Origin of the sequence: Geothrix sp. 21YS21S-4 (genome assembly GCF_030845995.1) — a bacterium.
Taxonomy (GTDB): domain Bacteria; phylum Acidobacteriota; class Holophagae; order Holophagales; family Holophagaceae; genus Geothrix.
This window is the reverse complement of record NZ_CP132719.1, coordinates 2,600,722-2,620,855: the sequence shown is the minus strand read 5'-3', so window position 1 is coordinate 2,620,855 and position 20,134 is coordinate 2,600,722. Positions and strand designations below refer to the sequence as shown.

The following is a 20,134-nucleotide window of genomic DNA, read 5'->3' as shown; positions in this document are numbered from 1 at the left end:
GGTACAACAGGATCTGGAGGTGGGCCATGGAAAAGACCCTTTCGCTGCTCGGGCTGTCGGAATCGAATCCGGGGGGATTCGCCGGCGCGTGGCTGGGCACGGGGAAGGCGCAGCCCGCCGTTTCTCCGATCGATGGCAAGACCCTGGCGGACGTGGTGAACGTCACCGCCGAGGAATTCGATGGGATCCTCAGCCGCTGCCACGCGGCGTTCGATTCGTGGCGGCTGGTGCCAGCGCCCAAGCGCGGCGAGGTGGTGAAGGCCCTGGGCGACGAGCTCCGCCGGAACAAGGCCGCCCTGGCCGAGCTGGTGACCGTGGAGATGGGCAAGACCCTGCGCGAGGGCCTGGGCGAGGTCCAGGAGATGATCGACATCTGCGATTTCGCGGTGGGCCTCTCCCGCCAGCTCTACGGGCTCACCATGCCCAGCGAGCGCCGCCAGCACCGCCTGCAGGAGCAGTGGCATCCCCTCGGCGTGGTGGGCGTGATCACGGCCTTCAACTTCCCCGTGGCGGTGTGGAGCTGGAACACGGCGCTGGCCCTCGTCTGCGGCGACACGGTGCTGTGGAAGCCGTCCTCCAAGACGCCGCTGACGGCCCTCGCCTGCACGAAGATCGCCGAGAAGGTCCTGCGCGACTTCGGCTACGATCCCGCCATCTGCAGCCTCGCCATCGGGAAGGGCAGCGACATCGGGGACCTGATCAACACCGATCCCCGCGTGGCCCTGGTGTCCTACACCGGCTCCGTCCCCGGCGGACGCCACGTCGGCAAGCTGGTCCAGGAGCGCTTCGGGCGCCACATCCTGGAACTGGGCGGCAACGGCGCGGTGATCGTCAGCGAGAAGGGCGATCTGGACATCGCGCTGCGCTCCATCTACTTCGGCGCCATCGGAACCTCCGGCCAGCGCTGCACCTCCACCCGCCGGGTCATCATCCACGATTCCATCTACGCGACCTTCCGCGACCGCCTGCTGGAGCTGTACAAGAAGACGCCTATCGGCGATCCCCGCGAGGACAAGTACCTCATGGGCCCCCTCGTCGACCGCGGCGCGGTGGACACCATGCTGGCCGCCATCGAGACCGTGAAGGCCCAGGGTGGGACGATCCTCAGCGGCGGCGAGAAGCTCCCCCACGCCGGCGGGTGCTACATCACCCCCTGCATCGCCGAAGTGAAGGGCAACCTCCCCATCGTCCAGGAGGAGACCTTCGCGCCCGTCCTCTACCTGATGCCCTACCGCACCATCGAGGAGGCCATCGCCCTCCAGAACGGCGTGCCCCAGGGCCTCTCCAGCGCCATCATCACCAACGACCAGCGGGAGAGCGAACTGTTCCTGTCCGCCGCGGGCAGCGACTGCGGCCTGGCCAACGTGAACACCGGCACCAGCGGCGCCGAGATCGGCGGGGCCTTCGGCGGCGAGAAGGAGACCGGCGGCGGCCGCGAGAGCGGGTCCGACGCGTGGAAGGCCTACATGCGCCGGCAGACCAGCGCCATCAACTTCAGCGGCCGGGTGGAGCTGGCCCAGGGGATCACGCTCGACATCTGAGCGGACCGGGGTTTTCCCTGCGGATGGGGGCTTTCCCTTAGGAGATTCCCGGGTAAGCTCTGGAACACCCTTTCTGCGAGGCCCCCTTTTGCCCGGGCCCCCGTCCCCCCTTTCCCTTCCGGAGCGTTCCGGGGCCCTCGGCCCCGGAACCCGGGATGTGTCCGCGGTGTGGGTGGCCCGGGGCGTGCTGGTGGGGACGTGGATCCTGTTGGCCCTGCTGCACCTGACCCAATCTCCCGAGCGCCGCGTCCAGGTCTGGCCCCTCAGCTACATGCTGCTGGAGGTCCTGGCCACCGCCAGCCTCGCGTACCGCGCATGGCGGACGGAGGGGGCCGAACGTCCCGCCTGGACCCTCCTGGCGGTCGCCAGCTTTCTGGAAATCCCCAACCTCCTCGTGACCTTCCTGAGTGGAGGGCGGCACCTTCCCGCGGCCTCATCCGTCGTCAGCCTCCTGAGCGCCGCCACCGGCATCCTGGGGCTCGCGGGCGTCCTCAGCTTCCCCAAGGAGGCGGAGCAGGCGAAGGCCTTCCGGCGGCGCGCGCTGGATGGCCTGCTGTTCGCGGGGGCTGTGCTCTTCCTGCTCTGGATGATGGGCGTCCAGGGCTCCCTGCGGGCCTCGGTCCAGGGGATGGGCCTGCGGGTGATGGCGGCCTACCTGAACGCCGCCCTGCTGGGCGGGGGCCTCATCTTCATGGTGTCGGGCCGCGCAGGGCGGACCATCGCGCCCCTCCGGTGGCTGGGGGGCTCGGCCCTGGCGTGGCTCGCCAGCCTGTCCTGCTGGACCCTGGCGGGCCTTCCGCCCGTGCCGGCGGCAGCGGGCTGGATCGTCGTGGCGGGGGGCATTCCCCTCTTCCAGGGCCTGGCGGCCTGGTCCTGGGTGGAGAACCCCCGGCCCGTGGAACGCAAGGTGGAAGACCTGTTCCCCTACCTGCCCATCGTGGTGGCGATGGGGGTTCTCGGCGTCCTGCTGCCCGGGGCGTCCATGGAGCTGCTGCGGGGCGCTTTCGGGATCTTCCTCGCCATCGTGGCGCTCCTGCTGCTGCGGCAGCTCCAGGCCATTCGGGACCTGCGGGCCGCCCGCGCGACCCTGGAGGACCGGGTCCGCCAGCGGACCGAGGCTCTGGAGGAGGCCCAGGAGGCGCTGCTCCGCACCGAGCGCCTGAACACCCTGGCGCTGATGGGCGCGGGCTTGGCCCACGACCTGAACAACCTCCTCAGCGTCATGAAGAGCGCCGCCGAGATGGCCGTCCTCAACCTGGAGAGCGGCCGCCCGCCGGCCCTGGCGGACCTCTCCCGGATCACCGTGACCGCGGAGCGGGCGGCGGATCTCACGGGCCGGCTGATGCGGTTCGTGCGCCGGGAAGCGGAAGAGGTCGCGCCTACGGATCTGACCTGGGAGCTGCGGGACATGGAGACGACCCTGCGGATGATCCTCCCCCGGACGGTGGAACTGCTCATCGAGGTGCCCGCCGAGGAAGCCCTGGTGGTCCTCAGCTCCCGTCCCCGGCTGGAGCAGATGCTGGTGAACCTGGTGGCCAACGCCCGCGACGCCATGCCCGCCGGCGGCCGCCTCACCATCCGGGCGGCTCCCGCTCCCGAGCGCGATGTGGCGAAGATCGACGTGGCCGATTCCGGGACCGGCATGACGCCGGAAGTCCTGGAGCGGATCTTCGATCCCTTCTTCACCACCAAGCCCCTGGGCAAGGGGACGGGCCTGGGCCTGCCCTCCCTCCGGGCCCTCGTGGAGGAGGGCGGCGGCCGGCTGGAAGTGGCCAGCGAACCCGGCAAGGGATCGCGGTTCAGCATCTTCCTGCCGCTGATGTCCTCCGCCGAAGGGCTGATGCTCGAGCGCGCCTGACATCCAATTTTTTTTTCACCGCCAAGAGCGCCAAGACCTGCAAAAACCCTGTCTTTGTCTTCTTGGCGTCTTGTACTCCTTTTCATTCAAAAAATAAGGATCACCACCAAGACGCGAAGGGCACCAAGAAGGCATCCCCAGGAAGTAGAGCTTTTCTTGGTGCCTTGGTGGTGAAAAGAAAACCCTGGCCTTGATCGCCTGTGGGGATTGGCGGTGATCCTTGTCTTTTGGACCCGGCATTCCAGGAGCCTCCGGAATTGTGGGATTCCGGAGGCTCCGAGGGACGGGGGAAGCCTATTCCGCTTCGAGGAAGGGGAACCTCAGGTCGTAGGGGGGCGTGAAGCTCTCCTTGATGGTGCGCGGGGAGGTCCAGCGCACCAGGTTGAGGAAGCTGCCGGCCTTGTCGTTGGTGCCCGAGGTGCGGGCCCCGCCGAAGGGCTGGTGGCCGACCACGGCGCCGGTGCACTTGTCGTTGATGTAGAAGTTCCCCGCGCTGTTGGCCAGGGCCTCGGTCAGGTGGTTGATCACGTAGCGGTCGGTCGCGAAGATCGCGCCGGTCAGGGCGTAGGGCGAGGTCTCGTCCAGGAGGCGCAGGGTCTCGTCCAGCTTCGCGTCGTCGTAGACGTAGACGGTGACGACGGGCGCGAAGATCTCCTCTTCCATGCTCACGAACTTGGGGTTGGTGGTGAGGATGATGGTGGGCTCGATGAAGTAGCCCTTGGACTTGTCGCCCTTGCCGCCCACCAGGATCTCGGCGTCCGGCGCCTGCTTCGCCAGCTCGATGTACTTCATCGTGCTGTCGAAGGCGGGCTCGTCGATGACGGCGTTGAAGAAGTTGCGGAAGTCGCGGACGTCACCCATGCGGATGCCGGCCATCAGCTCCAGCACCCGCTTCTTCAGCTCGGCCCACAGCGAAGCGGGCGCGTAGACGCGGGAACAGGCGGAGCACTTCTGGCCCTGGTACTCGAATCCGGCGCGGACGATGGCGGAGGCGGCGGCTTCGACGTCGGCGCTGGCGTGGACGAAGATGTAGTCCTTCCCGCCGGTCTCGCCCACCAGGCGGGGATAGGCGCGGTAGCGGTCCAGGTTGTTCCCGATGGTCTTCCACATGTCGTTGAACACGCCCGTGGAGCCGGTGAAGTGGAGGCCCGCGAGGTTGGGATCCTCGATCACCAGCTTGCCGATCATGGAGCCGCGGCCGGGCAGGAAGTTGATCACGCCGTCGGGGAGGCCCGCTTCCTTGTAGAGCTGCATGAGGTAGTAGTTGGACACCACGGAAGTCGACGCCGGCTTCCACACCACGGTGTTGCCCATCATGGCGGGGGCCGTGGGCAGGTTGGCGGCGATGGCGGTGAAGTTGAAGGGCGTCACCGCGAACACGAAGCCTTCCAGCGCGCGGAACTGCATCCGGTTCCAGACCTGGGGATCGGACTGGGGCTGCTGCCGATAGATCTCTTCCATGAACTTCGTGTTGAACCGGAAGAAGTCCGCCGCTTCGCAGGTGCTGTCGATCTCCGCCTGGAAGGCGCTCTTCGACTGGCCCAGCATGGTCGCGGCGTTCAGGATGTAGCGGTACTTGGAGGAGATCAGGCTGGCGGCCTTGTGGAAGACGGCGGCGCGGTCCTCCCAGGGCGTGGCTTCCCAGTCCTTCTTGGCGGCCATGGCGGCGTCGATGGCCATGCGCACTTCGGTCTCGCCGGCCTCGTGGTAGCGGGCCAGGACGTGCTGGTGGTCGTGGGGGCAGACGGCGGCCTTGGTGCGGCCCGTGCGGACTTCCTTCCCGCCGATGATCAGGGGAATGTCCAGCTCCACCGCGGACTGGCGCTCCAGTTCGGCCTTGAGGAGGGCGCGTTCCTTCGAGCCGGGGGCGTAGGAGAGGATGGGCTCGTTGTGGGGGGTGGGCAGGCTGAAGATGGCATTGGACATGGGATGGAATCTCCTTCCGGCGGAGCGGGTCGGCCGTGCCGGCATCCATCCAGAATACCGGCGGGTGGGGTTGGACGCCGAATCCCGCTTTCGCCTCCGCCGAGGGCGGATACGGGCTTGACGCATTGTCAAAAACGCCATGCCCCTGGACGGATTCCGGACCGGAGGGGAATCCTAAGGGACCGCTTGCGAGGAGGAACCGTGGCCGTCCGCGTGGTGCGCCTGGGCAGTCCGAGGGAACCGGGGGAGGGGCTCCGGCTGGGGACGGTGCGCCGCCCGCCCCGGGGCGTTCCCAAGGCGGAGTTCGCCGCCCGCGATTTCTACGACCTGTGGATGCCGGAGGCGGCCCCCAGCGAGGGGCTGGTGAAGGAGGCCCAGGCCGCCGCCAGCGACCGCGACTGGGCCGCCTTCAGGAAGAAATACCGCGCGGAGATGGCCCAGCCGGAACGGGCCCGGCTGCTGGATCTCCTCGCCGCGCTGTCGCACCGGACGGATCTGGCGGTGGGCTGCTACTGCGAGGACGAGGCCCGCTGCCACCGCTCCGTCCTCCGCGAACTGCTGGCGGAGCGGGGCGCGGAACTCCGCTGAGGCTCAGGGCCCGAACACCACCTTCACGCTGGCATTGACGGCGGCCTTGTTCACGTAGCCGATGTACTTGGGATTCTCGGCCACCATCTTCACGACTTCCTCGTTGGTGAGGAGGGCCTTGGGGGGCTGGCCCTTTCCGGAGAAGGTCTGCTTGGCCCAGTGGGCCTTGAGCTGGGCAGCGTTCTTCCCGGCCAACTGGCGGTAGAACTCGTCCCGCAGCGGGGACCCTTCGGCCTGGTCGAGGGGCTCGGCCTTCCCCCCGTTGTAGAAGGTGACCGCCTGCCCCAGGAAGATGGGCGCGATCTGGTCGGGGCTCAGCTTGGAGATGGGGTTCTTGGCGGACACGATGACCACCACCTGGGCGTGGGCGGTGGCCCCGATGAGAATCGCGGTGGCCATTCCGGCGAGGGATCGGATCGTCATCTGCTCCTCCCTTTAGAACACGAAGTCGAGGGTGGCGGTGATCAGGTTGTAGCTGCCGCCCGGTTGGAATGCCGGTTGGCGATTGACGAACGTTCCGGTGGAACCCGCCGGCTGGTTCACGCGATCGAATTGGAGCTTGAGGTCCGCGCTGGAGGCGAAGTCCCACCGGAGGCCCGCGCCCACGCTGCTCTGGGCGTGATCGTTGTCGACGATCAGGGCCCTCGCGATGGGATTGGCGCTGGTGGTGGGGGAGTCCGTGCGCTTCTTGGCCACGGTGAGGTAGGGGGTCCACGCCTGGAGCCGATAGCCGCCCGTGACGTAGCCCGCGGTGGTGTGGAACAGGATGTTCTCGTCGCCGGCGTTGCGGGCGGCCTCCCCCATCACGAACCAATCGCCGGGATCGTAGTTGAAGCCCACGCTGGCGTAGGTGATGCGGTCGCCCTTGACCTGGTACTGGTCCGCGAGGGCGGCATTCCCTCCGTAGGCAGGCGGCAGGCCGCGCAGCAGCGCGAAGGGCCCCGCAGGGCCGTCGAGAGCCGCGCTGTCGACGGTGCCCTTCATCTGGAGGTAGAAGGCCCGGAAAGTGGCGTGGCCGACCTCGGCAGTGACGTTGGCGGCCATCGCGTCCTTGCCCTTGAAGGTGGCGGTGCCGCCCGCGAGGGGGACCTTGGCTTCGGTGGTGCCCGCCAGCAACTGGCCGGAAAGGGCCACTGAGCCGACCTGCTGTTTCCACAGGATGTCGGCGCCGTCGAAGAAGGTCAGGGGATTGAACTGGTAGACCTCCACCGGCGGCCGTACCCAGGGCGTGGAGTAGCCCACCTTCTGATAGTCGGAGATGAGGTAGGCGGAAAACGGCATCCGGCCCGCGCGGAACGCCAGCCCGGGAAGGGCCTGGTACTTGAGGTGCGCCATGTTGATGTAGGGCTCGAAGGTCTTGTCGTAGCGCCGCTCGGAGATCACCTGGACCGCCGCGCTGAACTGGGCGGGCAGGGCCACGTCCAGTTGGAGGCCCACGTGCGAATCCACGCCGAAGTCCACGGAGCGCGTGAATCCCGGGCCGTTCGGCTGGGAGAAGTTCGACGTGAAGTCCGCGTTCTTCTCGCTGGAATGCGTGGCGGCCAGGGTGCCGAATCCGCGGAATTTGAAGGACGTCTCCTGGGCGGAGGCCGCCAGCGCCGTGAGGCACAGCAGGGCCGGCGGCAGGGCGCGGGTCGAAGGGAAACGTCGAAGCATGGAACCTCCAAGGTCGATCGACCTCAATCTCGCCGGCGGGGGAGCGAAGATGACTTTCTGTTCGGCACCTTCGTGCGGAACGTGAGCCCCCATGCGGGGTTGTGGAAAACTCATGCCACACTTTGGCGTGACCTCGAGGTAGCCATGAGCCAGCCATCCGCCGGTGGGAAATATGCCTTTCCCGCGACTTATTGGAACGCGAATGTTACGGAATTGTTCGAACGCGCGGCCTACTACTCGATGGCCAGCTTCATCGTCATCTACCTGGGCCGGCTGGGCCTCGGCGACTACTGGCCCAGCACCCTCAACGGGATCCTCTGGTTCCTCGTCTACTTCCTTCCCATCCTGAGCGGGACCATCGCGGATCAGATCGGCTTCCGCCGCAGCCTCCTGATGGCCTGCGTCCTGCTGGTGGGCGGCTACTTCCTGATGGGCTATCCGGTGTGGTTCGGCGGGCATGTCCTCGCGCTCCAGGCCGGAAAGGACGTCACCGCGGGCGCGGGCGTGATGGTGCCTGTGGCGCTGGCGATCCTGCTGGTGGGAATCGGCGGTTCCTTCGTGAAGCCCTGCATCGCGGGCACCGTGCAGCGCACGCACATGGGCAAGGCGACGCTGGCCTTCGCGATCTTCTACATGGTGATCAACGTCGGCAGCGTGTTCGGCCGCCTCACGGCCTTCTTCGTGCGCACGAAACTGGGGAAGCTCGACACCATCTTCATCGTGTCGATGGTGGCGGCCGTCCTGGCCTTCCTCGTGGTCCTGCTCCTCTACCGCGATCCCGAGCCCGCCGTGGATCCCGCCAAACCCAAGCGCACGGTGGGAGAGGTTCTCCTCGGCATCTTCAAGGTGCTGCGGAGCGGCCGCTTCACGATGTTCATGCTGGTGAGCAGCGGCTTCTACTTCATCTACAACCAGGTCTACAACGTCCTGCCCCTCTACGTGAAGAAGACCGTGGAGCTGAGCCCCGCCATGGACCTCTACACCATGGCCAACCCCATCACCATCGTCGTGTTCCAGCTGCTCATCACGAAGTTGTTCGGGAAGCTGCCGCCCATCAAATCCATCATCGTGGGCACGGTGATCATCGGCCTCTCCATGCTCATCAACGTGGCGCCCCTGTTCATGGCCGGGGGCGTGACGGCCGGCGTCCTCCTGCCCGTCGGCAGCCTGTTCATCATCCTGACGGTGGCGCTGATCGCCTTCGGAGAGCTGTTCGCCTCCAGCCGCCTCTACGAGTACCTCGGCTCCCTCGCGCCCAAGGGCCAGGAGGGCCTGTTCCTCGGCTACGCCAACCTGCCCATGGCCATCGGCAGCCTGGTGGGCGGCCCCGCGGGCGCGTGGCTGTTCAACCGCGTGATGTGCGCCGGCGCGGAAAAGCAGGCGGACGGCCTCCTGAAGCTGGATTCCAAAGCCGCCGCCACCGGCTGGATCATCCTCACCCTCTTCGGCCTCGGCAGCGCGCTCAGCCTGTGGATCTACAACCGCTGGCTGCAGAAGCAGAGTTGAGAAGGACAGGGCTCCACGGAAGCGGAGAAGGACGGAGAAGCGAAGGGGAATTGAACTCTTTTTGAGGGATAATGGGAGATTCCTCCGAGGTCCCCATGCTGAAGAAGGAAACCCCTCTCTTCCCCCTCCGCAAGGGTCTCCACACGCGCCAGGCGCATGTGGACCTGCCGGAGGGCACGTTCGAGGAGGAGCACGCGCGGAACGGATTCTTCGGCCGCACGACGCACCTCTACCGCCTGCATCCGGTGACGGACTGGACGCGGATCGAGGGGCCGCTGCGCCCCCACAGCTACGATCTCAACGGGCTGAAGCCCTCGGCGGACGAAGCCCTCCGCGCGTCGATGTTCGGGTCGACGGAAGCGGCGTTCGCGCCCATCTGCATCCTGCACAACGGGGACGTGGCCCTGCATTGGGTGGTGCCGGCGGCCATGGACTTCTTCTACCGGAACGCCGATGGGGACGACGTCTACTACATCCACGGCGGCGCCGGGAAACTGGAGACGACGTTCGGCGCCCTGACCTACGCCACCGGCGACTACCTGGTGATCCCCCGGGGGACCACCTACCGCTTCCTGCCGGATGCCGGCGACCAGCGCTACCTGCTGATCGAGAGCTTCAGCGAAGTCACCATTCCCGACCGCAACCAGCTGGGACCCAACGCCATCTTCGATCCCGCCATGGTGGACACGCCGGAGCTGGAGCCCTACGACGCCGCGCCCCGGGAATGGGCGGTCCACATCAAGCGCGAGAACCAGATCACGAAGGTCTTCTACCCCTTCAATCCCCTGGACGTGGTGGGGTGGAAGGGCGACCTCACGGTGTGGCGGATCAACGTGAAGGACATCCGCCCGGTGGTCAGCGCCCGGTACCACCTGCCCCCCAGCGCCCACAGCACCTTCGTCGCCCAGAACTTCGTGATCTGCTCCTTCCTGCCCCGGCCCTTCGAGGAGGAGGAGGGCGCCGTGCGGGTGCCCTTCTTCCACTCCAACATCGACTACGACGAGGTCCTGTTCTATTCGGCGGGCCACTTCTTCAGCCGCGACGGCATCGGCGCGGGGATGATGACCTGGCACCCCCAGGGCATCCACCACGGGCCCCACCCCAAGGCCATCCCCCTCAGCCGCACCAAAGACCGCACCGATGAGGTGGCGGTCATGGTGGATGCGTTCCGCCCCTTGAAAGCGACCCCTGCCGCCCAGCTGGTGGAGAACGTCAACTATTGGGCGAGCTGGAAATAGATCAGGCGCTCCCCCATCCCAGGTAGCGGTTGAGGAAGGCCCGGAGGTCCATGTACAGGAGGCGGAAGGGCCCGTGGTGCTTGCGGCGGTCGATGGTCATCTCGCGATCTCCGGAGGGGTGGCTGGCGATGAGATCCCAATTTGGGCCTTTGGATGCCGGCGCGCCATTGTGAAATTCAACGATTGATTCGCCATGGGCCAGTCAGGTCCCGCCCGCACCTCTGATAGGCTAATCCTTCGGAATGCCCATGTTCACTTCGTTCCTCCAGCCCATTGCCGTCCAGGGCCTCTGGATCAAGGCCCAGAAGCTGGGCCTCGTCCTGCTCACCTGCCTGGCGATCCTCTGGGGCGTGGCCCTGGTGGTCCGCGCCGTCCGCCGGGCCGTGGACGACGGGAACGACGACGTGACCTCCGATGCCGAGCGCCGGGCCGAGACCCTCGGATCCGTCCTCACCAACGCCGCGCGGGTCGTGGTGGTGGCCTTCTTCCTGCTGATGACCCTGCAGGAGTTCGGGGTCAACATCGGCCCCCTGGTGGCCGGCGCCGGCGTGGCGGGCGTGGCGCTGGGCTTCGGCGCCCAGAGCCTGGTGAAGGACGTCATCAGCGGGTTCTTCCTGCTGATGGAGAACCAGTTCGGCGTGGGCGACATCGTCAATGTGGACGACAAGCACGTGGGGACCGTGGAGCGCATGACGCTGCGGATCACCCAGCTCCGCGATTCCGAGGGCCGGGCCCACTTCGTGCCGAACGGCTCCATCGTCCGCGTCGTGGTCCTCTCCAAGGATTTCGCCCGGGCGCTGGTGGATGTGGAGGTCAGCTACGAGACCGATCCGGACCAGGTCTTCGAGGTGCTGCGGGAGGCGGGCCGGGCGGTCCACGAGGCCCATCCCACCCGGGCGCTGGAGCCCCTGGAAGTGAAGGGCATCGAGATCCTGGGGGCCAGCGGCTACACCGTCCGCACCCTTACCAAGACCGCGCCCGGCGCCCAGTGGGAAGTGGCGCGGGAACTGCGGCGGCGGATCCTGCTGGCCTTCCGCGACGCCCGGATCGAGATCCCCTATCCCCAGCGGGTGGTCCACCACCGGGGCGATCCCGCCGTGCCGCTGGAACTGGCCGACTCAGGAGAGTGAGGCGGCGGGGCAGGTGCGCCCCGCCGCCCGTTTCGATCAGATGCTGGCGGTGCTCCGCTTCTGAAGTTCCTGCATCATGGCGGTCCAGGCGTCCTGGGCGGCGCTCAGGTCGTCGGAATCGAGGGCATCCCCGATGGCCGACAGGCTGGACGAGGCGTCCGTTCCGTTGCTGCCGGACTGGCCGCCCTGGGGCGGGGGCTGGTGGGACTTCATGTGGCTCTGCATGGTCTGGTACAGGCTCTTGGCGCCGTCCACGTCGCCGGAGTCGAGCAGCTTGCCCAGCTGGGTCATGTCCTGCTCGAAGGGATTGGTCCCGTTGGAACCGCCTCCGCCCATGGACTGGAGCTGGGTCTGCATGGAACTCCAGGCGGACTGGGCCGCGCTGGTGTCGCCGGAATCCAGGGCCTTGCCGATGGCCGCGAAGCTCTCGTCCATGGACTGGTTCCCGCCGCCGTTCGATCCGTGGGCCTGCATCTTCTCCTGCATGGAGGCGTAGGCCTTCTTCGCCCCATCCAAGTCCCCGGACTGGATCAGCGAGCCCAGGTTGTCGAAGTCGGTCTTGAAGGGATTGGTGCCCTGGATCTGAGATGACGACATCATCAGCGCCTGGAGGGACAGGCTCAGGGTGTCCGTCGTGCTGTCGGAGCTGCTGCTGGTGCTCGACGAACTGGAGCGGCTCTTGGTGCTCAAGAGCGAAAGGTAGTCGAGGCTTTGGGAGGCCCCGACGGACGACACGTTCATGTTTCCCTCCTTGGGTGATGGGGAGCACGGCTCCGCCGCTACCCCGCAAACGGTCGGCCAAAACCGGTCCTCCCCTATCGGGCGACGGGGCGCGGAAGCCGAGCCCCCGGGGCCCGATGGCTGCGGAACGCCGCCGAACGTCGCGGAAAGGAAGACGGATGGAACCGCAGGCCTCCTCCGCCGAGCGCCATCCGAACGGAAGGGCCCTCGAAGAGCCGCGCCCAGACTCGTTTTACATCGTCACGAGGCAAGAAGCGCCAGGCGCGGATCACGGGGAATTCCGGAGGCCCGCCAAACGTCCGTTTTGCCGCCGACGCCGGCCCCGCGCGGGACGACATCCGGCGGGACGGACGCGACATCCGGCGGCGGATCCGTGCCGTTGGCCGGGATTCCTGCTTTCCTGGAGGCGGAAGCCCGGGGGCGTCGACGTGCGGCAAGAATGGATCCTGCGATCGCTGGCCCGGCGGCTGACCGACCGCTGGAACGGCGCCCTCGTCCTCCTGGTGGGAGGAATGTTCTGCATCTTCCGCGCCCTGGACAGCCGTCATCCGGTGGTCCTCTTGGAATGGGCGTTCCCCTTCGCGGCGATCTACCTTCACCTCGCCCTGGCGCCGCTGCCTTGGCAGTGGGCCGCGGGCAAGCAGGGCGGCGGCGCGCAGTTGCGGGGGCTGTTCCTGGCGGTGGTGTTCAACGCGGCGTGGGTGGCGGCGCTCTTCTTCGCCTTCCGCAGCCTGCGGCCGGTTCCCCCGCCGCCGCCCGCCTGGTCGGAGGGCGGGCCTTCCCACCACGCGCACCCGCGGGGCCCCGATCCCGGCTGGGGCCTGGGCCTGATGAACGTGGCCTTCGCCATCGTCGTGGGGTGGGTTCTCGCGGAAAAGGAGCGGATGGAGGCCCGGGAGCGCCGGACCGCCGGGCTGCTCCGCCAGGCCGAGGCGAAGGCGCTCCAGAACCAGCTCGATCCGCACGTCCTGTACAACGCCCTGAGCGGCCTGTCGGAGCTGATCCGCGAGGATCCCCTGGCGGCCGAGGAAGTCATCACCCAGCTCGCCGACCTCTACCGGCGGCTCACCCTCCACGGAACGCGGGAGCGGGTGGCCCTGGGCGAGGAGCGCCGCCTGGTGGAGGCCTACCTGGCCATGGAGCAGATGCGGCTGGGGGATCGCCTGCGCGCCGAATGGACGTGGCCCGAGTGGGCCGACGGGACGCCGGTTCCGCCCCTGTTCCTGCTCACCCTGGTGGAGAACGCCATCAAGCACGGCATCAGCCCCTGCGAAGCGGGAGGGGACGTCCGCATCGCCTGCGGGCGGGTCGGCGAGCGCCTCGAACTGATGGTGGAGAACACCGGCCGGCCCCTGGATCCGGCGGTCCCGCGGGGCGTGGGGCTGAGCAATCTGGAGGCCCGCCTGCGGCTGCTGGCGGATCCGGAAGCGGCCTTCGACCTGGAATCCCGGGGAGAATGGACAGTGGCGCGCCTGCGCTGGGCGCCGGAGGGACGGGCATGAACGGACGGGGCCTGCGGGTGCTGGTGGCCGAGGACGAGGCCCTGAGTCGCAAGCGGCTCGTGCGCCTCCTCCAGGAGGCCGGCTGTTCGGTGGTGAACACCTTCGCCGACGGGAAGAGCGCCCTGGATTGGCTGCGCCACCGGGGCGAGGCGGATGTCCTCTTCCTCGACATCCACATGCCGAACGTCGACGGGCTGGCCCTGCTGAAGGCCTTCGGCGACCGGATCCCCGTGGTGCTGACCACCGCCCACTCCGAACACGCGGTGGAGGCCTTCGACGCCGAAGCGGTGGACTACCTGCTGAAGCCCGTCACCGCCTCGCGCCTGGAGCGGGCCCTCACCCGCGCCTTGGCCCGGCGTGGCGCGGCGCCCGCCGATCCCGCGCCCGCGGCGCCCGCGGGGCCGCTGCGCTATCCGGTGCAGGCGGGTGGGGGCATCGTCCTGGTGGACCTGGCGAAGACCACCCATTTCGAGGTGGACAACGAAGTCGTCTGGGCCCACGCGGGCGGTCGCCTCCGCACGCCGTGGACCGCGCTGGCGGAGGTGGAGGCGGCTTTTCCCGGCTCCGGGCTGCTGCGCGTCCACCGTCACCTGCTGGTGCGCCCCGAGGCGGTGATCGGGCTCAAGCCGGCCCCGGGCGGGCGGGCCATCATCCGCCTGCTGGGCGGCGCGGAGATCGAAGCCAGCCGAGGCGGCGCGCCGCGCCTGCGGGAGCGGCTGGGCATCTGATCCGGAAGCTCCTTCCGCATTCGGCGGTTCCTCCGCGACATTCGCCCCCGCCCAGCTACGGCTGGGGCCGCGGGACGGGCGGAACGGGCCCGGACGGCGCATCCTGACTCCAGTCCGGGCCGGTCCTCGCGGCCCAATGGAGATCCTTCCCATGCGAATCCGCGCGGCAAGCCTCGTCCTTGTCCTGGGGGCCGCGTCGCTCCTCGCGGCGACCTACGCCCTGAAACGCTCCCCGGCGCCCGCCTGGCGCACCGTCCAGGTGGACCGCGGGGCCGTCGCCCAGCACATCAAGGCCAGCGGCACCCTGAACGCGCTGATCCAGGTGTCCGTGGGAACGCAGGTCTCCGGCGTCGTCACGGCGCTGTACGCGGACTTCAACAGCCTCGTGAAGAAGGGCCAGATCATCGCCCTGATCGATCCGACGGTCTCCGAGGCGCAGCTCAGCGGCGCCAAGGCCGCGGTGCTCAAGGCGCAGGCGGCCTACGACAACGCCAAGGCGGACCTCGCCCGCTACCGCGCGCTGGGGGAAGCCAAGCTGGTGTCGGCCTCCGATCTCGATGCCCGGGTCTCGGCCTTCCAGAGCGCCCAGGGGGTTCTGGACGCCGCCCGCGCGGAGTGCGTCAAGGCGGAGATCAACCTCGCGTACTGCACCATCCGCGCCCCGGTGGACGGGGTGGTGGTCTCGCGGGTGGTGGACGTGGGCCAGACGGTGGCCGCCAGCTTCAGCACGCCCAGCCTGTTCGTGATCGCCCAGGATCTGTCGCAGATGCAGCTCAAGGCGGCCATTGACGAGGCGGACATCGGCCAGGTGGAAGCGGGGCAGTCCGTGGCCTTCACCGTCAGCAGCTTCCCGGACCGCACCTTCGAGGGCCGCGTGCGGGAGGTCCAGCTCAATCCGACCACCAGCAACAACGTGGTGACCTACACGGTGGTGATGGACGTGGCCAACGTCCCGCGGGCGGGAACCTCGCGCGGGGACTACATCCTGTATCCCGGCATGACCGCCCACGTGGACATCACCACCGCGCGGCGGACGGACGTTCTGCGCGTTCCGAACCTGGCGCTGCGGTTCGATCCCGGGACGGTCCAGGGAACTGTCGCCGCCCTGGGCCAGGAGCGGCTGTGGCTCGCGGAGAACGGCTCGCTCCGCCCCGTGGCTGTGACGGCGGGACTCAGCGACGGCCAGTTCACGGAGGTCTCCGGCTCCGACCTGCGGGAGGGGATGGCGGTGGCGACGGGCGTCCAGCCCTCCGCCAAGGATACCAAGGCCGCCTCCGCCGCCGCGTCCCCGCTGGGGCCCAAGGGGCCCGGCGGCCCGCCCCCGCCCTGATCGAACGCCCTTCGAGGATGTCCATGGACCATCGGGAACTCGCCTCCCTCGCGCTGCTCGCCATCCGCCGCAACAAGACGCGGACCGCCCTGACCATGCTGGGGATCGTCATCGGCGTGGGCGCCATCATCGCCATGATCGGAATCGGCGAGGGCTCCCGCCGCGCGTCGCTGCGGCTCATCCAGACGATGGGCTCCAACACCCTGATCGTGTTCAACGGCGGCAGCGCCGGAGGGAACACGCGGATGGGCCCCATGGCCATCGGGAGCGTGGAGGTCCTGCGGGAGGAGGACGCGGCGCTGATCGAGCAGGAACTCGGCGGATCCGGCGTCGCGGCGGCCATGCCCCAGGTCCGCACCTCGGCCGCGGCGGTGTTCCGCAACAACAGCTACGTGACCAGCGTCCAGGGCGCCGGGACCTCGTTCATGAGGATCCAGGGATGGAGCCTCCGCGTGGGGCGGCCCTTCACCACCGGCGAAGTGCGCCGCGAGGCGAAGGTCTGCCTCCTGGGCACGACCGTCGCGACGAACCTGTTTCCGGGCGTCGCAGATCCCACGGGCCAGACCATCCGCATCGGCCGCCTGCCCTTCGAGGTGATCGGCGTCCTGGAATCCAAGGGCGCCGGGATGATGGGCGACCAGGACGACGTGGTGGTGGCGCCCTACTCCACCGTCATGCGCAAGATCATGGGCCGCGACCGCATCCAGAACATCCTCGTCAGCGCGCGGGAAGGGCAGGCCGCCGCGGCGGAGCGGGAGATCACGGCCCTCTTGCGCCAGCGGCTGCGCCTCGCGGCCGGCGAGGAATCGCCCTTCACCATCCGCAAGCAGGACGACCTGGTGAAGATGATGAACCAGCAGGCGGACGTGATGACGGCGTTCCTCGCCTTCGCCGCCGGCATCTCCCTGATCGTGGGCGGCATCGGGATCTCCAACATCATGCTGGTGAGCGTCACCGACCGCACCCGCGAGATCGGCGTCCGCCGCGCCGTGGGCGCCACGCGCCGGAGCGTGCTCCTGCAGTTCCTGGTGGAGGCCACCCTGGTCGCGGCCCTGGGAGGCGCCGCCGGCGTCGTCCTGGCGGCCGCGGCCAATGCCGTCATGGATCGCTTCTTCGCCATTCCCGCCGTGACCCAGCCCTGGGCCGTGGCCCTGGGGCTGGGATTCAGCTCCGTGATCGGGCTCGCCGCCGGCCTGCTTCCGGCGGTGAAGGCCTCGCGCCTGGACGTGATCGACGCCCTGCGGCACGAGTAGGGTTCATACCGCTTTGCATTCAAAAAATAAGCTCACCACCAAGACGCCAAGAACCGCATCCCCAGTGGATATAGCTTTTCTTGGGATCTTGGTGGTGAGAAAAAAATTGGGGTCTTGATCGCCCATGGGTATCACGCCCAATCCGTGGGGCGTACGCGGAGGGCCGCCAGCCGCCACGCTTCGTCCCGATCGCCCCGGCCCAGCGCCGCCTGAATTCCGCGTTCCAAGCCGTCGGCATCCGCGGGATCGCCCGGCCGGGCGGCCCCGGCGGCGAGGTCGGGCAGGGCGGGGCTGTTGGCGAGCTGGCCGAGGTCGTTGGCGGTGAGGATGCGGCTGCGGCGGAGCGCGTCCGGCAGGGCGTCGTAGCCCAGGGGCCGGCCCGCGGGCTTGGGTACCTGGAACACCGCGGCCCCGCTGGCGCGGGTGTAGAAGGCGCCGCCGTTCCGGCCCACCAGGTCGAGGGCGTCGGGATGGAGGATGCCGTCCCGGAAGCAGTCCTCGCACACGTGGAAGGCCAGGACTTCGCCGAACAGCATCAGGCCCGATCCGGGGCCTTCGCCCAGCTCCACCACCTGCTTCAGCCGGCACTCCATCTGGAACGGGCTTTCCGCCACCAGGGCGGGCTTCACGAACCGGGCGGGCAGCGGCGTCAGCCCGCTCTTGGGGAACTCGTCCACGCCGTCGGGCCACTCGGCGCTGGCCACGTTCATGGGATGGAGCATCGCGTGGCTCACCGCGGCGATCACGAATTCGCCGGTGGCCACGGCGTTCAGGTAGGTGTGCTTCACCGTCCCGTCCCGCGCCCGCCGGTTGGGCGAGAAGGCCACCGTGGGCGGGTTCGATCCGAAGGCGTTGAAGAAGCTGAACGGTGACAGGTTGCGGATCCCCTCCGCCGAGATGGTGCTGGCGAGGGCGATGGGCCGCGGCGCCACGCCGCCGCAGAGGAGGGCGTTGGTCGCCGCCGGATCCAGCTCGGAGGGAAGGATCGTGCGGACGCTCACGGCCGCTTTCCCCCGGCGTCCGTCGCCTTGAGGAAGCGGACGAGGCCCTCGCAGTAGGTGCGCTGATCGTCCCACATCGCCATGTGGCTGCCGTCGGGGCAGTGAAGGTAGGTGCCGCGCTTCACCTGGCCGGCGACCCACTTCATGTGGGCGGGATCCATGGTGTCGTGGGCGGCGCCGATCACGAGGGTGGGCATGGCGAGCTTCGGCAGGTCCGCCTTGCGATCCCAGGCCTCCAGGCGGCCGGAGGCGCCGAATTCGCTGGGCCCCTGCATCAGGACGTAGATCTCCTTGTTGAGGCGCGCGAACCCGCGGTTCACCGCGTCGGGCCACTCCGGAAGCCGGCAGAGGTGCTTCGCGTAGAAGGCGGGGCCCAGCAGTTCCATGTAGCGGGGCGCGTCGTACTGGCCCTTCGCCTCCAGGGCGCGGATCTCCGCCACCACCGCCGGATCCATGCCCTTGGCGAGCACCTCGTTCGCGTAGCGGTTGTAGTCGGGGATGCTCATCATCATGTTCGAGATGACGAGCCCCTTGAGGTTGGCGCCGTACTTCAGGGCGTATTCCACCGCCAGGATTCCGCCCCAGGAGTGGCCCAGCAGGTAGAAGTTGGACCGGTCGAGGCCGAGGGCCTTCCGCACCTGCTCGACTTCCTCCACGAAGCGCCCCGCCGTCCATAGGTCCGCATCCTTCGGCTGATCCGAGAACGCGCTGCCCAGCTGGTCGTAGTAGATGAACTCGATGCCCTCCGGCGGAAGGTAGCCCTCCAGCGCTTCGAAGTATTCGTGCGTCGCGCCCGGCCCGCCGTGGAGAAGCAGGACCTTGATCCGCGGATGATTTCCGAAGCGCTTGGTCCAGACCTTGAACGTCCCCTTCGGCGTCTGGATGGGAATCAGCTTCACGCCGCCTTCCTTCAGGGGCGCGGGATCCGCGAAGTAGGCCCGCAGGGACGGCTGGGGCGGGGCGGCTCCCAGGGCGGCCGCGGAGGCGAGGAGGAAGGCGAGGACGCGCATGGAACCTCCAGGATCAGGAAAGGTCAGTCCCCCATCTCGCCGCTGGGCGAGCCGGCGTAGAGGTCGGGGAGGATGCCGCCCACGAGGTGGGGCGGGACGCCGGTGAGGCGCTCGGGAACGCGGGTGACGGTGTTCACCAGCCGGCCCAGGCCCGCGACCTCCAGGACGACTTCGTCCCCGGCTTTGAGCCACAGGTTGTCGGTGACCTGGGAGCCGTTCAGTTCGAGCAGGCACCCGGTTCCGACGGTCCCGCTGCCGATGACTTCGCCCGGGTGCATCTGGATGCCGTAGCTGGAGCGCTGGAGGATCTGGGCGAAGGTCCACGTCATGCTGTCGACATTCCCGTCGGACAGCCGGTGTCCATTCACGTCGCAGGTCATCCGCGCGTGGAGGATCTCGCCCGCGGCGGTCTTCTCCAGATCCAGTTCATCCTTGGTCACGAGCCACGGGCCGAGGCTCGTGGCGAAGTCCTTTCCCTTGCAGGGGCCGAGGGACAGCTTCATCTCCTCCATCTGAAGCATCCGGGCGCTCCAGTCGTTCATCACCATGTACCCGAAGATGGCTTCGTCCGCCTCCTCCAGGGTGGCGTTCTTCAGCGGGCGGCCCGTGACCACGGCCACCTCCAGCTCGAAGTCCAGGCGCGCGAGGTGCTGATCCTGGACCACGACTTCGCCCGGACCCGTCACGGCCAGGTGGTTGGTGAAGTAGGTGACGGGAAAGAGGTCGAACTCGGGGATCATCTCCAGCCCGCGGTTGCGGCGGGCGGTCGCCACGTGCTGGCGGAAGGCGTAGCCGTCGCGCATGGAGAGGGGCCGCGGAACCGGCGCCAGAAGGCGGATGGAGGCCGCGTCGAGCAGCGCCGTGGCAGGCGGCGCCGCGGCGAGGGCGCGGGCCAGGGGGAGTAGCTTCTCCTGGTCGCGGATGAGGGTGAGCATGTCCACGGCGAGGCGGGGTTCCGCGGCGGCGAAATCGAGGATCCGGCCATCCTCCAGGACGGCCCCGATCCGCTCCGTTCCGGCTTGCAGGAAAGTCACCAGCTTCATCGCGCGCTCCGGGAAAAGCCAAGTCTACCCCCGTGAAAACATCACTCCGGCGTCCTCATTCGGGGCGGGGAAGCGTAGGCTTT

17 protein-coding genes are annotated in these 20,134 nt (G+C 68.3%); 10 read left to right on the top strand and 7 right to left on the bottom strand.

What is annotated here, in order from left to right; genetic code table 11:
- Positions 1–26: 26 nt before the first annotated feature.
- Positions 27–1,541 (top strand): L-piperidine-6-carboxylate dehydrogenase, encoded by a 1,515-nt coding sequence (locus tag RAH39_RS11970; RefSeq protein ID WP_306590350.1) that lies wholly within the window; start codon positions 27–29, stop codon positions 1,539–1,541.
- A gap of 157 nt (positions 1,542–1,698) precedes the next feature.
- Positions 1,699–3,399, top strand: coding sequence for a sensor histidine kinase (locus tag RAH39_RS11965; protein ID WP_306590349.1), 1,701 nt, complete (start codon positions 1,699–1,701; stop codon positions 3,397–3,399).
- A 294-nt stretch (positions 3,400–3,693) separates the two neighbouring features.
- On the opposite strand, the gene pruA is transcribed toward RAH39_RS11965, so the two are convergent.
- Positions 3,694–5,325, bottom strand: coding sequence for an L-glutamate gamma-semialdehyde dehydrogenase (gene pruA / locus RAH39_RS11960; protein ID WP_306590348.1), 1,632 nt, complete (start codon positions 5,323–5,325; stop codon positions 3,694–3,696).
- Between the two features lie 201 nt (positions 5,326–5,526).
- Here pruA and RAH39_RS11955 point away from each other — a divergent pair, with 201 nt between their 5' ends.
- Positions 5,527–5,913, top strand: a complete 387-nt coding sequence (locus tag RAH39_RS11955) for a DUF488 domain-containing protein (RefSeq protein ID WP_306590347.1) — start codon at positions 5,527–5,529, stop codon at positions 5,911–5,913.
- Positions 5,914–5,916: 3 nt separating this feature from the next.
- Here the strand turns inward: RAH39_RS11955 and RAH39_RS11950 are convergent, their stop codons facing one another.
- Together RAH39_RS11950 and RAH39_RS11945 are read right to left on the bottom strand one after the other, a co-directional pair.
- Complete coding sequence (locus RAH39_RS11950; protein WP_306590346.1) at positions 5,917–6,336, bottom strand: type 2 periplasmic-binding domain-containing protein; 420 nt, start codon at positions 6,334–6,336, stop codon at positions 5,917–5,919.
- Positions 6,337–6,348: 12 nt separating this feature from the next.
- Entirely contained in the window at positions 6,349–7,569 is a 1,221-nt protein-coding gene (locus RAH39_RS11945) for a hypothetical protein (protein WP_306590345.1), read from the bottom strand.
- Positions 7,570–7,713: 144 nt separating this feature from the next.
- On the opposite strand from RAH39_RS11945, the gene RAH39_RS11940 reads away from it, so the two are divergent.
- The 3 genes from RAH39_RS11940 to RAH39_RS11930 all read left to right on the top strand — a co-directional run bounded on the left by RAH39_RS11940 (position 7,714) and on the right by RAH39_RS11930 (position 11,443).
- A complete protein-coding gene (locus tag RAH39_RS11940; RefSeq protein WP_306590344.1) occupies positions 7,714–9,075 on the top strand; it encodes an MFS transporter in 1,362 nt (453 codons plus the stop codon).
- Positions 9,076–9,170: 95 nt separating this feature from the next.
- The gene (locus RAH39_RS11935) at positions 9,171–10,313 is read left to right on the top strand and encodes a homogentisate 1,2-dioxygenase (RefSeq protein WP_306590343.1); all 1,143 of its coding nucleotides are present in this window, start codon (positions 9,171–9,173) and stop codon (positions 10,311–10,313) included.
- 248 nt (positions 10,314–10,561) lie between these two features.
- On the top strand, positions 10,562–11,443 hold the full coding sequence (locus RAH39_RS11930) for a mechanosensitive ion channel family protein (protein WP_306590342.1): 882 nt from the start codon (positions 10,562–10,564) through the stop codon (positions 11,441–11,443).
- A 36-nt stretch (positions 11,444–11,479) separates the two neighbouring features.
- On the opposite strand, the gene RAH39_RS11925 is transcribed toward RAH39_RS11930, so the two are convergent.
- The gene (locus RAH39_RS11925) at positions 11,480–12,184 is read right to left on the bottom strand and encodes a hypothetical protein (protein WP_306590341.1); all 705 of its coding nucleotides are present in this window, start codon (positions 12,182–12,184) and stop codon (positions 11,480–11,482) included.
- Between the two features lie 428 nt (positions 12,185–12,612).
- Between RAH39_RS11925 and RAH39_RS11920 the strand changes: the two genes are divergently transcribed.
- The 4 genes from RAH39_RS11920 to RAH39_RS11905 all read left to right on the top strand — a co-directional run bounded on the left by RAH39_RS11920 (position 12,613) and on the right by RAH39_RS11905 (position 16,997).
- Positions 12,613–13,686 (top strand): sensor histidine kinase, encoded by a 1,074-nt coding sequence (locus tag RAH39_RS11920; protein ID WP_306590340.1) that lies wholly within the window; start codon positions 12,613–12,615, stop codon positions 13,684–13,686.
- Complete coding sequence (locus RAH39_RS11915) at positions 13,683–14,414, top strand: LytR/AlgR family response regulator transcription factor (RefSeq protein ID WP_306590339.1); 732 nt, start codon at positions 13,683–13,685, stop codon at positions 14,412–14,414. The genes RAH39_RS11920 and RAH39_RS11915 overlap by 4 nt, the downstream gene beginning before the upstream one ends.
- Positions 14,415–14,565: 151 nt before the next feature.
- On the top strand, positions 14,566–15,744 hold the full coding sequence (locus tag RAH39_RS11910; RefSeq protein ID WP_306590338.1) for an efflux RND transporter periplasmic adaptor subunit: 1,179 nt from the start codon (positions 14,566–14,568) through the stop codon (positions 15,742–15,744).
- A 23-nt stretch (positions 15,745–15,767) separates the two neighbouring features.
- A complete protein-coding gene (locus RAH39_RS11905; RefSeq protein ID WP_306590337.1) occupies positions 15,768–16,997 on the top strand; it encodes an ABC transporter permease in 1,230 nt (409 codons plus the stop codon).
- Positions 16,998–17,128: 131 nt separating this feature from the next.
- On the opposite strand, the gene RAH39_RS11900 is transcribed toward RAH39_RS11905, so the two are convergent.
- Genes RAH39_RS11900 through RAH39_RS11890 form a run of 3 tightly spaced genes read right to left on the bottom strand, consistent with a single transcriptional unit; the run spans position 17,129 to position 20,051 of the window.
- Positions 17,129–17,998 (bottom strand): flavin reductase family protein, encoded by an 870-nt coding sequence (locus tag RAH39_RS11900; RefSeq protein WP_306590336.1) that lies wholly within the window; start codon positions 17,996–17,998, stop codon positions 17,129–17,131.
- The gene (locus tag RAH39_RS11895; protein ID WP_306590335.1) at positions 17,995–19,008 is read right to left on the bottom strand and encodes a proline iminopeptidase-family hydrolase; all 1,014 of its coding nucleotides are present in this window, start codon (positions 19,006–19,008) and stop codon (positions 17,995–17,997) included. Before RAH39_RS11895 ends, RAH39_RS11900 begins: the two co-directional genes overlap by 4 nt.
- 23 nt (positions 19,009–19,031) lie before the next feature.
- Positions 19,032–20,051 (bottom strand): fumarylacetoacetate hydrolase family protein, encoded by a 1,020-nt coding sequence (locus RAH39_RS11890; protein WP_306590334.1) that lies wholly within the window; start codon positions 20,049–20,051, stop codon positions 19,032–19,034.
- Positions 20,052–20,134: the final 83 nt, after the last annotated feature.